Genomic DNA, 14,676 nt, shown 5'->3' with positions numbered 1-14,676 from the left:
CGCACTGCGCCCGGCCCTACGCTCCGTACCGCTCGGCGTCCGGGCGGACGGCGCCGAGGACGGGCAGGAGGCCGACGGGGGCGATCTTGACGACGGTCCGGGGGTGGGGGGCGTGGACCACCAGGCCACCGCCGAGGTACATCGAGACGTGGGTGGCGCCGGGGTCGTAGATGACCAGGTCGCCCGGGCGGAGGTCGTGGAGGGGGACGCGGGTGAGGCCGGCCCACTGCTCCTGGCTGGTGCGCGGGACCGGGGTCCCGGCGTGCTGCCAGGCCCAGGAGGTGAGGCCGGAGCAGTCGAAGACCTCGGGGCCGGCGCCGCCCCAGACGTACGGGCGGCCGAGCTGCCCCAGGGCCTCCGCGACCGCCCGGGCGCCCGCCTCGGTGGGTGCGGCGTCGACCTCCGGCAGCACGGGCGAGTCCTCCGGCCGGACCATCGTGACCCCGCCGCCCGGCGCCGCCTTCCCCCGCGCGCTCTCCGCCAGCCGGGCGACGGTCTCCGTCAGCCGCCGCTCCAGCCCGGCCTGCGCGGCCCGCCCGCCCTCGAGCGCCGCCGCGGCCTCCTGCGCCGCCCACTCGGCCGCCTCCTGCCGTCCGCTGACCTCCGCGTACGCGCCGCGCAGCCGCTGCACCAGCGCGGCCTGCGCCCGCGCCCCCGCCGCCGGCACGCCGTCCGGCACCAGCCCGGCCGGCCCGCTGACCAGCAGCTTCAGGAAGCCGGACAGGCTCTGCCCCCGGTACTCGGAGCCCGCCAGCTGCGCCGCCCCCGACTCGCCCTCCTGGAGCGCGGCCCCGGCCGCCCCCCGCTCGGCCCCGAGCAGGTCGGCGGCCTGCCGCAGGCCCGCCGCCTCCGCCGCCTGACGCTCCGCCAGCACCCGTGCCGCGTCGGCGGCGGGCCGCAGTTCGGCGATGTCCAGGGCGAGCCGCACCAGGACCGGGTCACCGATCTCGGCCGCCGACAGCGCCGACACCCCGGGCTGCGGCGTGATCCCGGACGGGTCCCCGGGCCTGGCGAACACACCGGGCGCACCGGCCTCCCCCGGCAGGGCGAACGGCCCCGGCTGCGCGACCGCCCCGGGCCCGCCGGCCGGTGGGGGCGCCGGGTCCGCGTGGGCGGGGGCGCCGAGCGGGCCCGCCCAGAGGGCGACCGCCACGGCCGCCGCCACCGCCGAGCGCCGGAGCGCCCGCTGACCCTGGCCACCGCCCTGACCGACCGTCATCCGGTCTTCCCTTCGCCCGGCCGCGGAGCGCCTTGCCGCCCCGCGTGCCGTCGGCCATGCTCACCCCGTCGCCGGTCCGGCCGGACGGAGGCACTCCGCCCGGCCCACCCCGTCCACGCGTTCGGCCGAACGGACGGCGGCCGCGGAAGCCCGCTACGGCCGCCGGTGGTCCGGGTCGTGCATCTCGCCGACCAGCTCCTCCAGGACGTCCTCCAGCGCCACCAGCCCCAGCGCCTTCCCGTCCTGGTCGACCACCGCCGCCAGGTGCGAGGCGGCCCGCTGCATCGCGGCCAGCGCGTCGTCCAGCGGCAGCGTCCCGCGCAGCACGGTGACGGGCCGCCAGAGCCGCTCGGGCACCGGGGCGTCACGGTCGTCCACGTCCAGGGCGTCCTTGACGTGCAGGTAGCCCCGCACCTCGCCCGCCCCGTCGAGCACCGGGAAGCGGGAGAAGCCGGTCCGCACCGCGAGGTCCTCGATCTCGGCGGCGGTGACGGCCGGGCCGACCGTCACCAGCTGCTCGGGCGGCAGCAGCACGTCGGTGACCGGCCGCACCCCCAACTCCAGGGCGTCCTCCAGCCGTTCCTGCCGCTGCTCGTCGAGCAGGCCGGCCTCCCTGGAGTCGGTCAGCAGGTAGAGCAGCTGCTCGGTGGTGAAGACCGACTCCACCTCGTCCTTGGGCTCGACCCGGAAGAGCCGCAGCACCCCGTTGGCGAAGGCGTTCAGGAAGCGGATGACCGGCGAGAGCCAGCGGGCCAGCCGGTCCAGCGGCGGGCCGAGCCACAGCGCGGCCCGCTCCGGCCCGGCGAGCGCGATGTTCTTGGGCACCATCTCGCCGACCACCATGTGCAGGAAGACCACCACGGCCAGCGCCACCACGTACCCGATCGGGTGGATCAGCTGCTCGGGGATGCCGACCGCGTGGAACGGGCCCTCCAGCAGCCGGGCGATGGTCGGCTCGGCCAGCGCGCCGAGCAGCAACGAGCAGACAGTGATGCCGAGTTGGGCGGCCGCCAGCATCGCGGAGACGTTCGACAGCGCGTGCAGCACCGTCCGGGCCCGCCGGTTGCCGGCCTCCGCCAGCGGCTCGATCTGGCTGCGCCGCACCGAGATCACGGCGAACTCCGCGCCGACGAAGAAGGCGTTGCCGAGCAGCAGGAGCAGCGAGGCGGCCAGTTGCAGCACGCTCATGCCTCCCCCTCCCCGGCGGCCCGCCGCACCAGCACCCGGCTGGTGCGGTGCCGCTCGACGGCCAGCACGGTGAAGCGCCACCCGGGAAGTGACGCCTCCTCACCGGGGGCCGGTAGCTTGCCGAGCAGGTCGGAGAGCAGACCGCCGAGGGTCTCGTACGGGCCGTCGGGCGCGTGCAGGCCGATCGCCTCCAGCTGGTCGAGCCGGGCCCGGCCGTCGGCCTCCCAGGCGGGCAGGCCGTCCCGCGGCGGGAGCGGGCGCAGGTCGGGCAGGTCGTCGAGGTCGTGCTCGTCCTGCACCTCGCCGACGATCTCCTCGACGATGTCCTCCAGGGTGACCAGGCCGGCGGTGCCGCCGTACTCGTCCACCACGATGGCCATCGGCTGCTCGCGCCGCAGCCGGTCGAGCAGTTCCTCGCAGGGCAGCGTCTCGGGCACCAGCAGGGCGGGGTGGGCGAGTTGGGCGACCCGGACGGTGGGGCGGCGATCGGCCGCGACGGCCAGGGCGTCCTTGAGGGTGACGGTGCCGGTGACCTCGTCCAGGCCGTCGGCGTAGACCGGGAAGCGGGAGAAGCCGGTGGCCCTGGTCAGGTTGAGCACGTCGGAGGCGGTGGCGTCGCGCTGGAGGGCGGCGACGTCGATCCTCGGGGTCATCACGCTCTCGGCGGTCAGCTCGGCCAGGGCCAGGGTCTTCACGAACAGCTTGGCCGACTGCTCGTCCAGCGCGCCCTCCTTGGCGGAGTGCCGGGCCAGCGAGACCAGTTCCTCGGGGGTGCGGGCATGGTCCAGCTCCTCCTGCGGCTCGATGCCGAGGGCCCGCACCATCCGGTCGGCGGAGCCGTTCAGGAAGCGGATCAGCGGGCGGCAGACGGCGGAGAAGGCCCGCTGCGGGCCGACCACCGCGTAGGCGACCTGCACGGGGTGGGAGATGGCCCAGTTCTTCGGCACCAGCTCGCCGATCACCATCTGCACCACGGTGGCCAGCGCCATGCCCACCGCCACCGAGACGCCGTGGGTGGCGGCGGCCGGCACGCCGAGGCCGTCCAGCACCGGGGCGAGCAGCACCGAGAGGGCGGGCTCGGCGAGCATGCCGACCACCAGGGAGGTGACGGTGATGCCGAGCTGGGCCCCGGAGAGCTGGAAGGAGAGGTGCCGCTGCGCCTTCTCCACGCCCTGCGCCCTGCGGTCCCCCTCGGCGGCGGAGCGTTCGATCATCCCCCGGTCGACCGTGACGAGGGCGAACTCGGCGGCCACGAACAGGCCGTTGGCGAGGATCAGCAGCACGGCCGCGAGCAGCAGCAGCCAGGCGGTGGTCACGCTGCCGCCTCCTGACCGGGCCGGACGGAGGCGGCGCTGGTACTGCTACCGGACGGATCGTCCATCGAGGGGAGGTGTCACTCCTCAGGTCGTAGGGGTCACCGGCCAGGGTAGACGATGGCCGTACGGGAACGGAGGACCCGTCAGACCCGCGCCGCGCCCCGGTGGTCGACCAGGTCGCGCAGGGCCCGGGCGGCCCGGACGGCCTGCGCGCGGCCGCCGCCCGCCTGGATGCCGACGGCGGCCAGCGCGGTGCCGTCGGCCAGGTCGAGGGTCACCCAGGGGTCGCCCTGACGGAAGTTCACCCGGACGATCTGCGCCCAGCTCAGCCGGTGGCTGCGGACGAAGTTGGTCACCGTGACGCCCTCCGCGTCGGCCTTCACCTGCGGGCGGGCCAGCATCACGCCGACCGAGGCGAACAGCAGCCCGGAGCAGAACATCGCCACCCGGTCGTTGACGTGCCAGTGCGGCGGCAGGGCCACGGCCATGGTGGTGAACAGCACCAGGAAGACGGCGCAGATCACCGCGAGCACGACCCGGTTGCGGCGCGGGGCCCAGGTGACGGGCAGGTCGACGGCGGGCGGGGCGGCGGGGCTGGACACGGTGGTTCTCCAGACGGGGGAAAGCCGAAGGGTGGGACGTCGTTGACGACGTCCCACCCTACGAGGTCCTTACAAACCCGGGGAGGGCGGCCGCGCTCAGATCCGGCAGGCGTGGATGTTGGTGACCAGGATGGCCCGGGCGCCGATCGCCCAGAGGTCGTCCATGATCCGCTGGGCCTCCTTGCGGAGCACCATGGAGCGGACCGCGACCCAGCCCTCGGTGTGCAGCGGGGAGACGGTCGGCGACTCCAGACCCGGCGTCAGGGCGACGGCCTCGCCGACCTTCTCGGCCCGGATGTCGTAGTCCATCAGCACGTAGCGGCGGGCCACCAGCACGCCCTGCAGGCGGCGCAGGAAGCCCTCGACCTGAGCGTCCTCGCCCGCGCCCTTGGGCCGGATGACCACCGCGTCGGAGACCAGGATCGGGTCGCCGAAGATCTCCAGGCCGGCGTTGCGCAGGCTGGTGCCGGTCTCCACCACGTCGGCGATCACGTCGGCCACGCCGAGCTGCACCGCGGTCTCCACCGCGCCGTCCAGCTTGGTGACGGTGGCCTTCACGCCGTGCTCGGCCAGGTGCTGCTCGACCAGCCCGGTGTAGGAGGTGGCGATCCGCAGGCCCTCCAGGCCCTGCACGTCCGCGACCTCCACGCCGACCGGCTTGGCGAACCGGAAGGTGGAGCCGCCGAAGCCGAGGGCCAGCACCTCCTCGGCGTCCGAGGCGGAGTCCAGCAGCAGGTCCCGGCCGGTGATGCCGACGTCCAGACGGCCGGAGCCGACGTAGACCGCGATGTCGCGCGGGCGGAGGAAGAAGAACTCGACCTGGTTCTCCGGGTCGACCAGCACCAGCTCCTTGGGGTCCTTGCGCTGGCGGTAGCCGGCCTCATGGAGCATCTCCGCCGCGGGACCCGAGAGCGAACCCTTGTTGGGGACGGCGATGCGCAGCATGGGAGAGGAGCCCTTCATCGTAAGGAGTGGGTGTTCTGGTTCTGAGGGTGTTTCAGAGGTACTTGTAGACGTCGTCCAGCGTCAGTCCGCGCGCGACCATCATCACCTGAAGGTGGTACAGGAGCTGCGAGATCTCCTCCGCCGTCTCCTCGGTGGACTGGTACTCGGCGGCCATCCAGACCTCGGCGGCCTCCTCGACGACCTTCTTGCCGATCGCATGGACGCCCTGCTGGACGAGCTGCGCGGTGCGGGAGGTCGAGGGGTCGGCCGTGGCGGCCTTCTGCTGGAGCTCGGTGAACAGCTCCTCGAATGTCTTCGAAGCCATGATGGGCCCACCTTACGGCTTGCGGGCTGACGGACGGTAAACGATTCCGGAGCGTGGACACTCCGGTGGACGTCGCGCGTCCGCCGGCCCGCTACCGGGTCAGCGCCAGGGCTCGGAGACCGAGCGCAGCGCGGCGGCGGTGGCCACGGCCGCGGTGACCGCCTCGTGGCCCTTGTCCTCGGCCGAGCCCGGCAGGCCCGCGCGGTCCAGCGCCTGCTGCTCGTTGTCACAGGTCAGCACGCCGAAGCCGACCGGGACACCGGTCTGCACGCTGACGTCGGTCAGGCCGATGGTGGCGCCCTGGCAGACGTAGTCGAAGTGCGGGGTGCCGCCGCGGATGACCACGCCGAGCGCGACCACGGCGTCGTAGCCGCGCTCGGCCAGCACCTTGGCGGCGACCGGGAGTTCGAAGGTGCCGGGCACCCGGACGACGGTCGGCTCCTCGATGCCGAGCTCCTTGAGGGCGCGGTGCGCGCCGTCCAGCAGGCCGTCCATCACCTGCTGGTGCCACTGCGCGGCGATCACCGCGACCCGCAGGTCGGCGCAGTTCTTGATGGTCAGCTCGGGGGCTCCGTGGCCGCTCACGTGGGTGGTCCGTTCTCTGTGGGGTGGTGGTTCGTCAGGTACGGGGGCGCTGGGGACGGGTCAGGCCTCGGGGTCGAGCCGGGTCAGCTCGTGGCCCATCCGGTCGCGCTTGGTGCGCAGGTACGCGGCGTTGTGCTCGCCGGGCTGGGTCTCCAGGCCGCGGCGGCCCTTGACCTTGATGCCGTGCTCGGTCAGCGCGGCGGTCTTGTCGGGGTTGTTGGTGAGCAGGGTCAGCGAGCGGACCCCGAGGTCGACCAGCATGTGGGCGCCGATGCTGTAGTCCCGGGCGTCGGCGGGCAGGCCGAGTTCGAGGTTGGCGTCCACCGTGTCACGGCCCTGCTCCTGGAGCTCGTAGGCGCGCAGCTTGTGGGTCAGGCCGATGCCGCGGCCCTCGTGGCCGCGCAGGTAGACCACCACGCCGTGGCCGGAGGCGGCCACCTCGGCCAGCGAGGCGTCCAGCTGGGGGCCGCAGTCGCAGCGCAGCGAGCCGAAGACGTCGCCGGTGAGGCACTCGGAGTGCAGGCGCACCAGCACGTCCTCGCCGACCGGGAGCCTGCCGTCGGCGCCGAGGCCGCCGGCCACCAGCGCGATGTGCTCGACCCCGTCCAGCGTGCCCTTGTACCCGACGGCGGTGAACTCGCCGTGCTCGGTGGGCAGTTGGGTGACGGCGGTGCGCTTGACGTGCAGCTCGGTGCGGCGCCGGTAGGCGATCAGGTCCTCGATCGAGATGATCGCCAGGCCGTGCTCGCGGGCGAAGACGACCAGCTCGGGCAGCCGGGCCATGGTGCCGTCGTCGTTGACCACCTCGGCGATCGCGCCGGCCGGGGCCAGCCCGGCCAGGCGGGCCAGGTCCACGGCGGCCTCGGTGTGGCCGGGGCGGACCAGCACGCCGCCCTCGACCGCGCGCAGCGGGAAGACGTGGCCGGGGCGGGTCAGGTCGCCCGGCTCGGTGGCCACGGTGGAGAGCAGCTTGACGGTGCGGGCCCGGTCGGCGGCCGAGATGCCGGTGTCCACGCCGTCGCGGGCGTCCACCGAGACGGCGTAGGCGGTGCCCTTGCGGTCCTCGTTGACCTGGGTCATCGGGGGCAGCTTGAGCCGGTCCAGCTCCTCGCCGGTCATCGGCACGCAGATCACGCCGGAGGAGTAGCGGATGGTGAAGGCCATCAGCTCGGGGGTGGCGGCCGAGGCGGCGAAGACGATGTCGCCCTCGTTCTCGCGGTCCTCGTCGTCGACCACGATGACCGGGCGGCCGAGCGCGATGTCGGCGATCGCCCGCTCCACCGGGTCGAGCGCGAAGGCGTCGTCGACCAGCTGACGGATGTCGTTCTCGGGCTGCACGGTCATGCCGAAACTCCCTGCGGGACGGCCTTGTTGGCGATTCGGGGGGTGCGGGTACGGGTCCACCAGGCCTGCAGGCCCAGCAGCACCAGCACGAAGTAGATGGCGTAGGTGATGCCGGAGAAGGTGTAGCCGCTGGTGAAGGCGAGCGGGACGCCGACCAGGTCGACGGCGATCCAGGCGAACCAGAACTCCACCCAGCCCTTGGCCTGCGCGTACATCGCGGCCAGCGTGCCGACGAAGATGTAGGCGTCGGCCCACGGGCTCCAGGAGAGCTCGGGCACGGCCAGGAACAGCCCGGCGACGGCCACGGTGGCCAGCGCGGTGGCGCCGACCAGCACGGCGCGCTCACGGGCGGTGGCGAACCGGACCTCGATCTCACCGGTCTGCCGGCGGCCGCGCTGCCACTGGGTCCAGCCCCAGACGGCGGCCACGATCACGATGCCCTGCTTGCCGATCAGGCCGGTCAGGTGGGCCGAGAGGTAGGCGCCGATCAGCACCACGCCGGAGAGCAGCTGGACCGGCCAGCTCCAGACCGAGCGGCGCCAGCCGAGGGCCAGCGCGGCCAGGCCGAGCAGGTTGCCCACCATGTCGGTCCACTTGACGGTCTGGCCGAATATCGAGAAGGCGGTTTCGTTGAGCCAGTTCACGAGGCGTCCTCGACGGGGGTGGCGGGAAGGGTACGGGTGTCGAGCAGCCGCTCGACGTACTTGGCCAGCACGTCCACCTCGAGGTTGACCGGGTCGCCGACCTTCTTGGTGCCGAGCGTGGTCAGGGCCAGGGTGGCCGGGATGAGGCTGACGGTGAAGCTGTCGAGGGCGGCCTCCACCACGGTGAGGCTGACGCCGTCCACCGTGATCGAGCCCTTCTCCACCAGGTAGCGGGTGATGCCCCGGGGCAGCGAGAAGCGCAGCACCTCCCAGCGCAGGTTCCCGTCCGCGTCCAGGTCGCCGGGCTCGCGGGAGAGCAGGGTGCCGGTGGCGTCCACGTGGCCCTGGACCAGGTGGCCGCCGAGCCGGGCGCCCAGCGACATGGCCCGCTCCAGGTTGACCTTGGAACCGGGGGCGAGCGCGCCCAGGCTGGAGCGGTGCAGCGTCTCGGCCATCACGTCGGCGCTGAACTCACCGGTGCCGGCGGCCAGTTGCTCGGGGCTGTCGACCACGGTCAGGCAGACGCCGTTGACCGCGATGGAGTCGCCGTGCCCGGCGTCGCCACAGACCAGGGGGCCCCGGAGGCGGATGCGCGAGGATTCGCCGATCTCCTCGATGGAGACGACCTCGCCGAGCTCTTCGATGATGCCGGTGAACACCCGGGTTCTCCTCGCGCTGCTAGGGCGCGGACTCCGGGGCGGCACTGGGAGATGACACGACGGGTACGAGAACGGAGGTGCGTCGGGACCGCCCTCGAAAAGAGGGTCCTCCCGCTGAGGACACGACTCCTCGGGGAAGAGCCGTGGCACCGCACACCGCTGTCACTACCCGCCCGCGCACGCCTCCCATCCGGACTTTAACCGTCGGTCCAGGAATTTCACCTGGTCAACCGGCCGCTGGCTGCGGACGGGTCGCGGACTGTAACCGCCGGTTCGGATTTTCACCGACCCCGGAGTGCGCTGAACGTCACTGCTGTTTCTGCCGACATTGTGCCACGCGTCCGGAACCGGCCGGGAGGGCCCGCTCCTGTGTCATGTTTCACTCCGTCAGGTCGCGCCCGGGACGCATCGGTGGGAATATCCCCTGCCGCCATGATCGTCCGTGGGCTACCGTGCCGGTACGTGACGACACCCGATGCCTTCGAGGCCCTCCGCGCCGATGCCCTGTGCTCCGTCGACCAGCTGCGCGAGCTGTACGAGCACCCCGGCCCCAACGCCTACCGCAAGCAGGTCGACCGTCTCAACGAGACCTCGCGCGAACTCATCGCCTGCGCCTCGCTGGTGATGCTCGCCAGCACCGGCGCGGACGGCAGCTGCGACGTGACCCCGCGCGGCGGCCCGGCCGGGTTCGTCTCGGTCCTCGACGAGCACACCCTGGCGATCCCGGACGCGACCGGCAACAAGCGCCTCGACAGCCTGCACAACATCGTCGAGACCGGCCGGGTCGGCCTGCTCTTCGTCGTCCCCGGCCGGGACGCCACCCTCCGGGTCAACGGCCGCGCCCTCGTCACCGCCGACCCCGAGCTGCTCGGCCGGCTCACCGCCGTCGGCAAGCCCCCGCGCAGCGCCGTCGTGGTCCGGGTCGAGGAGGTCTACGGCCACTGCCCCAAGGCCTTCCTGCGCGGCTCCGCCTGGAAGCCCGAGCAGTGGCTCGCCCGCGACCGGGTGCCGAGCTCGGCCCGCGTCACCCAGGCCAACATCGGCGACCCGTCCCTGACCCTCGCCATGATCGAGCAGGACGAGCGGGACGCCCTGCTGTACCGCTACGAGTAACGGGCCGTCCGGGCATGACGGCCGGCCGCCTCACGCCCGTCGCGGTGCTCCTGCGCCACCACGTGGACGCGCAGGGAGCCGGGCAGCACCACGGACGCGCTGAACGACCTCCGGTTCTCCGTGGTCACCGCCGAGCAGCGCCAGGAGGCCTGGCAGGGCCCGGGCCTGCGGGCCCTGCGCACCGACCCGGCCTTCCGGGAGCTGACCGGCCACCGGCCGGCCGGAGACTGACTCCGGCCGGCCGGTGGCGTCGGCGGCTACCCGTTGGTGATGGTGAAGGTGGTGCCGGGCTGGCGGACCACGTCCCCCTTCGCGGAGTTGGTGACGGTCACGTTGGTGAGGGTCGCGCTGCCCCGGGCGCCGGACATCGCCAGGATGCCCGCGCCGTTGTTGGACCTGTCGATCCGCACATTGGTGATCTTCACGTCGGGGATGGTGCCCCCGCCGGTCTTGAACTGGATGCCGTCGTAGGTGGAGTCGAGGATCTCGGTGTCCCGGATCACCACCCCCGGGATGTCCTGGTTGGCGGCGAAGAGCGTGAGCGCGCCGAACTCCTGGTCCTCGTTCCAGAACGCCCCGCCGCTGCGGACGATCGCGTTGTTGGCGATCAGCGTCTGCCCGGAGAAGGGCAGCGGGTCGTGGTCGGTGGCGAGCATGATGCCGGGGTAGTTGGCGGTGTCGTACACCAGGTTGTTCTCGATCCGGTTGCCGTAGCCGCCGTAGACCGCGATGCCCGTAGCTCGCCAGGGGAGTTGGACGGTGTTGTTGGTGAAGCTGTTGTCGTGGGCGACGTCCACCGTGGTGTTCTTGACGTACTTGTTGGCCCAGACGGCCAGCGCGTCGTCACCGGTGGTGCGGAAGGTGGAGTTGAAGACCTTCGAATTGCGGGTGCCGTTGGAGAAGTTGATGCCGTCGGCGTAGGTGTCGCGGATCCGCATGCCGCTGAACTGCAGGCCGTCGGCCGGGCCCCAGAGGTCCGGGATGTTGTCGTAGTCGCGGCCGACCCAGACGCCGACGTTGGAGTGCTCGATCCAGACGTTGCTGATCTTCGTGTTCCTGCCGAAGCGGCCGTTCAGGCCGACGCCGCCCTCCGAGCCGTCGGAGCCGCCGCGGATCCGGCCGGAGCCGAAGATCGCGATGTCGGAGATCTGGGTGTTGTCGTCGATGTCGAAGCCGAAGTTGCCCTCGTGCGGGTGGTTGATGGAGCCCGTCGCGTTCTGCGGCTCGATCAGCGAGTAGAGCTGCGAGTGCCACATGCCCGCGCCGCGGATCGTGACGTCCCGGATGCCCACCTGGTTGTACATCCCGCGGTTCAGCGGGTCGTCGGTGAGGATCTTCTTCTCCTGGCGCCACTGGCCGGCCGGGATCCAGACGCAGGCGATGGTGCCGTTCTGGTCGGCCGTCACGGCGGCCTGGATCGCGGCGGTGTCGTCCAGTCCGTCGTTCGGCACCGCGCCGAAGTCGGCGATCGAGGTGCACTCGGCCGGCTTGGCGGTCGGCGGGGCGACCTGCTCCAGGTCGATCAGGTCGATCGCGTAGAACGCGGCGCTGTCACCGCCGTCCTTCTGCAGCCGGAGCTTGGTGCCGGCCGGGTAGCTCTGCGGGAGCAGCGCGTGCGTCTCGTCGAAGAGCCGGCGGGCGTCGGCCTGCGGGGTCTGGACGAGGCCCTCGGGCTGGTCCGTGGTGCCGTACAACCAGCTGTGCTTCGAGGAGAGCTGGAGCTTCTGCACGAAGACGCCGTTGGCGTACAGGCTGAGCGTGGCGTCGGCCCCGCCGCCGCCCGGCGCGTCCGGGATCGAGTTGCGGACCACGATCGAGTTGGTCGGCACGGTCGAGGTGATCTCGACGTACTGGCCGGTGGAGGTCAGCCGGACGGACTTGCGGCCGGAGGACTCGGAGGCGTAGTTGGTGTGCCCGAAGGTGCGCAGGGCGTCGGCCTGGAGCAACTCGCCCTGGTAGGCGCCGTCCTCGGCCTCGTAGGAGGTGTACGGCGCGGCCGCGCCCCGGCCGACCACGATCGGCTTGGCGAGCACGTTGTTGTTCTCGTTGGTCTCCGCGGCGGTGCCGGTGGCGTCCGCCGTGACGGTGATCGTCGCGCCGCCGCCGACCGCCGTCCAGGTGCCGGTGACCGGCAGGCTGACGGTCTGTCCGGCGGCGATCGCCGGGGTGGCGCTGTTCAGCGTGGTGCTGCCGACGGTGAGCCGGGTGACGCCGGCCGGGGCCGGGTCGATGCCGCGGTTGCGCAGCTGGACGGTGAAGGAGGTGGGCGCACCGGCGGCCGGGCTGGCCGGGTTGGGGGTGACGTCCAGGACCTCCAGGTCCGGGCCGGGGGCCTGGGTGACGGTGATCGGGGAGGCGGCCGCGAGCAGGTTGTTGTCCTCGTTCCGCTCCCGGACGGAGTTGTCGGCGTCCACCCGGGCGCTCGGCAGGTAACTGCCCTGCGGGCGGGTGCCGATGGACTTCGAGACGGTCGCCGACTCGCCGGCCGCCAGGGCCGGCACGGCGACGCTGTCGGCGAGCGCGCCGCCGAGCAGGAAGTCGACGGTGTCGGCGGGCGAGGGCAGGTTCCCGACGTTCTTCACCGTGGCGCGCAGCGTGATCGCGGTGGTCTCGTTCGGCGTCGCCGGGCTCCAGGAGACGTCGGTGACGGTCAGGTCGGGGTTGGGCGCGGGGGTGCCGATGACCTGGTACTCGGCCACCTGCCCGGCCGGCGCACCGGAGTTGGAGGTGATCCGCAGCTGGACGTCGGAGGCCCGGCCGGTGACCGGGATGGTCACCGTGTTCGCCCCGCTCGCCGGGTCGAAGCGGTAGTCGGCGGCGGCCTTCAGGCTGGTGAAGCCGGTGGCACCGTCGGCCCGGCCGAGCACCTGGATGTTCTGGGTGCGGGCGCCCCAGGCGGCGTCGGGGTTGAGCTTGAGCACCACGCGCTGGAGGTCCGCGTCCGAACCCAGCTTCACCGTCAGGGTGTTGGGGTACGCACCGGCGTTCCCCTCCCAGTAGGTGGCCGTGTTGTTGTCGTTGGCGTTGGCCGGGGCGAAGGTCCAGGCCTGGCCGGACGCCTCGATCGGCTTGCCACCGGCCAGGTTGCTGCCGGGCGTGCCCGGGTCACCGGGACGGGTGACGGCGGTGCTCGGGTCGGAGAGGTTGCCCGCCGCGTCCTTGGCCCGCACGGTGTAGGTCACGGTGGCGGAGGCGGGCTGGCTGTCGGTGAAGGTGCGGACGGTGGCGGCCGTGGTGGCCTTCAACTGCCCGTCGGCGTAGACCTCGTAGCCGGTCACCCCGACGTTGTCGGTGGCGGCGTCCCAGGTCAGCCGGATCTGCCCGGCGGCCGGCTCGGTGTACGCGAGGTTCCCGGGCGCGGTCGGCTTCACAGTGTCGCCCGGGTTCTCGCCGGGGCGGGTGACCGGGGCGCTCGGGTTGGACTGGTTGCCGGCCGCGTCCTTGGCCCGCACGGTGTAGGTGACGCTCTCGGTGGCCGGGCGGGTGTCGGTGTAGGTGAGGACGGTGCCCGCGACGGAGGCCAGCAGCGCCCCGTTGGCGTACACGTCGTAGCCGGTCACGCCGGTGTTGTCGGTGGCGGCCGCCCAGGACAGCTGGATCTTGCCGGCCGCAGGCTGGCTGTACGTCAGACCGGTCGGGGCGGTGGGCGCCTGGGTGTCGCCGCCGACCGGCCCGTACGCCTCGAACTCGGACAACTGGGCGGCGGGCCAAGCCGAGTTGGCGCTGAACAGCAGCCGCAGGTACCGGGTCGTGGTGGTGGGCAGCGAGACCGTCACGACGTTCCCCGCCGCCGGGTCGAAGCTGTAGGCGGCCGCGGCGAGCAGGTCGGTGAAGGCGCTGCCGTCGGTGGAGCCCTGCACCTTGAGGGTCTGGCTGCGCTGCTCCCAGCCGGCCGGCAATTTCAGCACCAGCCGGTTGACCTGGGTGGCCGAGCCCAGGTCGCCCTGGATCCACTGCGGGAAGGCGTTGGACGAACTCTCCCAGTAGCTGGCCTGGTTGGCGTCGTTGACGTTCCCGGCGCCGTACTGGCCGTTGGCGCTGCTCGCGGTCAGGGTGCGACCCCGGAGCAGGTCACCGGAGGCGGTGGCAGCCCCGTAGACCTCGAACTCGGAGAACTGGGCGGCGGGCCAGGCGGTGTTGGCGGCGACCTGGATGCGCACCCAACGGGTACTGGTGGAAGGGAAGTTGATCCGGACGGTGTTCCCACTCGCCGGATCGAAGGCGTAGGACGCCGAGGCCACGATCGCCGAGAAGTTGCTGCCGTCCGTCGAGCCGAGCACCGTCAGCGTCTCGCTGCGGCTCCCCCAGCCGGCCGGCAGCTTGAGCGCCACCTGGTCGATCGAGGCGGTGGAGCCCAGGTCCACCTGGACCCACTGCGGGAGCGCGCCGTTGCCGCTCTCCCAGTAGCTGGCCTGGTTCCCGTCGTTGACGTTCCCGGCCACGTACTGGCCGTTGGCACTGCTCGCGGTCACCGTCCGCCCGGCGGCGAGGTTGGGCCCGCCCGCCGCGTGGGTCGGCAGGACGGGCCCGGCGAGCAGCAGCATGCCCACCGCGACCGACGTCGCCGTCAGTCGCGGGAGTATGCGATTCGATCTCATGACGTCCCTCTGTCTCTGCAGTAGGTGGGGGTGGGAGTCGAGAAAATGACCGCTGCTTGTTCAGTTTTTGCGTGATGGTGCGCCAAGAGTTACAGAGGGGTGTCAAAAGTGTCAACGGCAGGGACGTCCGCCCCCGGG

12 protein-coding genes and 1 riboswitch are annotated in these 14,676 nt (G+C 72.5%); of the genes, 1 reads left to right on the top strand and 11 read right to left on the bottom strand.

The window, feature by feature from the left end; translation table 11 throughout:
- Positions 1–16: 16 nt before the first annotated feature.
- The 10 genes from ACIA8O_RS02600 to ACIA8O_RS02555 all read right to left on the bottom strand — a co-directional run bounded on the left by ACIA8O_RS02600 (position 17) and on the right by ACIA8O_RS02555 (position 8,827).
- A complete protein-coding gene (locus tag ACIA8O_RS02600) occupies positions 17–1,219 on the bottom strand; it encodes a C40 family peptidase (RefSeq protein ID WP_396291663.1) in 1,203 nt (400 codons plus the stop codon).
- A gap of 153 nt (positions 1,220–1,372) precedes the next feature.
- Positions 1,373–2,407 (bottom strand): hemolysin family protein, encoded by a 1,035-nt coding sequence (locus ACIA8O_RS02595; protein ID WP_396291662.1) that lies wholly within the window; start codon positions 2,405–2,407, stop codon positions 1,373–1,375.
- Positions 2,404–3,723 carry a hemolysin family protein gene (locus ACIA8O_RS02590; protein WP_396291661.1) on the bottom strand — a complete coding sequence of 440 codons (1,320 nt, stop codon included), beginning with the start codon at positions 3,721–3,723 and terminating at the stop codon, positions 2,404–2,406. The genes ACIA8O_RS02595 and ACIA8O_RS02590 overlap by 4 nt, the downstream gene beginning before the upstream one ends.
- Positions 3,724–3,866: 143 nt before the next feature.
- Positions 3,867–4,325, bottom strand: a complete 459-nt coding sequence (locus ACIA8O_RS02585) for a PH domain-containing protein (RefSeq protein ID WP_396291660.1) — start codon at positions 4,323–4,325, stop codon at positions 3,867–3,869.
- A 96-nt stretch (positions 4,326–4,421) separates the two neighbouring features.
- The gene (gene hisG / locus ACIA8O_RS02580; protein ID WP_396291659.1) at positions 4,422–5,270 is read right to left on the bottom strand and encodes an ATP phosphoribosyltransferase; all 849 of its coding nucleotides are present in this window, start codon (positions 5,268–5,270) and stop codon (positions 4,422–4,424) included.
- A gap of 52 nt (positions 5,271–5,322) precedes the next feature.
- Positions 5,323–5,595 (bottom strand): phosphoribosyl-ATP diphosphatase, encoded by a 273-nt coding sequence (locus tag ACIA8O_RS02575; RefSeq protein WP_345281000.1) that lies wholly within the window; start codon positions 5,593–5,595, stop codon positions 5,323–5,325.
- 99 nt (positions 5,596–5,694) lie between these two features.
- Positions 5,695–6,180, bottom strand: a complete 486-nt coding sequence (gene ribH, locus ACIA8O_RS02570) for a 6,7-dimethyl-8-ribityllumazine synthase (protein ID WP_396291658.1) — start codon at positions 6,178–6,180, stop codon at positions 5,695–5,697.
- A 60-nt stretch (positions 6,181–6,240) separates the two neighbouring features.
- Positions 6,241–7,524 carry a bifunctional 3,4-dihydroxy-2-butanone-4-phosphate synthase/GTP cyclohydrolase II gene (locus tag ACIA8O_RS02565; RefSeq protein WP_396291657.1) on the bottom strand — a complete coding sequence of 428 codons (1,284 nt, stop codon included), beginning with the start codon at positions 7,522–7,524 and terminating at the stop codon, positions 6,241–6,243.
- Entirely contained in the window at positions 7,521–8,108 is a 588-nt protein-coding gene (locus ACIA8O_RS02560; RefSeq protein ID WP_396292107.1) for a nicotinamide riboside transporter PnuC, read from the bottom strand. The genes ACIA8O_RS02565 and ACIA8O_RS02560 overlap by 4 nt, the downstream gene beginning before the upstream one ends.
- A 56-nt stretch (positions 8,109–8,164) precedes the next feature.
- Positions 8,165–8,827: a riboflavin synthase gene (locus ACIA8O_RS02555; RefSeq protein ID WP_396291656.1), complete on the bottom strand. Its 663-nt coding sequence runs from the start codon at positions 8,825–8,827 to the stop codon at positions 8,165–8,167.
- Positions 8,828–9,001: 174 nt separating this feature from the next.
- A riboswitch (FMN riboswitch) is annotated at positions 9,002–9,129 on the bottom strand.
- Between the two features lie 160 nt (positions 9,130–9,289).
- On the opposite strand from ACIA8O_RS02555, the gene ACIA8O_RS02550 reads away from it, so the two are divergent.
- Complete coding sequence (locus tag ACIA8O_RS02550; RefSeq protein WP_396291655.1) at positions 9,290–9,940, top strand: MSMEG_1061 family FMN-dependent PPOX-type flavoprotein; 651 nt, start codon at positions 9,290–9,292, stop codon at positions 9,938–9,940.
- 257 nt (positions 9,941–10,197) lie between these two features.
- Here the strand turns inward: ACIA8O_RS02550 and ACIA8O_RS02545 are convergent, their stop codons facing one another.
- The gene (locus ACIA8O_RS02545; protein WP_396291654.1) at positions 10,198–14,538 is read right to left on the bottom strand and encodes a discoidin domain-containing protein; all 4,341 of its coding nucleotides are present in this window, start codon (positions 14,536–14,538) and stop codon (positions 10,198–10,200) included.
- Between the last annotated feature and the right edge of the window lie 138 nt (positions 14,539–14,676).

This window comes from Kitasatospora sp. NPDC051853, assembly GCF_044452665.1.
GTDB lineage: Bacteria > Actinomycetota > Actinomycetes > Streptomycetales > Streptomycetaceae > Kitasatospora.
Note: the sequence above shows the minus strand (reverse complement) of the source record. Positions and strands in the feature narration are given on the sequence as shown.

Coding starts and splice junctions, on each gene's coding strand:
- ACIA8O_RS02595 (WP_396291662.1), bottom strand. CDS start 2,407: ATGAGCGTGCTGCAACTGGCCGCCTCGCTGCTCCTGCTGCTCGGCAAC.
- ACIA8O_RS02575 (WP_345281000.1), bottom strand. CDS start 5,595: ATGGCTTCGAAGACATTCGAGGAGCTGTTCACCGAGCTCCAGCAGAAG.
- ACIA8O_RS02565 (WP_396291657.1), bottom strand. CDS start 7,524: ATGACCGTGCAGCCCGAGAACGACATCCGTCAGCTGGTCGACGACGCC.
- ACIA8O_RS02545 (WP_396291654.1), bottom strand. CDS start 14,538: ATGAGATCGAATCGCATACTCCCGCGACTGACGGCGACGTCGGTCGCG.
- hisG (WP_396291659.1), bottom strand. CDS start 5,270: ATGCTGCGCATCGCCGTCCCCAACAAGGGTTCGCTCTCGGGTCCCGCG.
- ACIA8O_RS02560 (WP_396292107.1), bottom strand. CDS start 8,108: ATGGTGGGCAACCTGCTCGGCCTGGCCGCGCTGGCCCTCGGCTGGCGC.
- ACIA8O_RS02600 (WP_396291663.1), bottom strand. CDS start 1,219: ATGACGGTCGGTCAGGGCGGTGGCCAGGGTCAGCGGGCGCTCCGGCGC.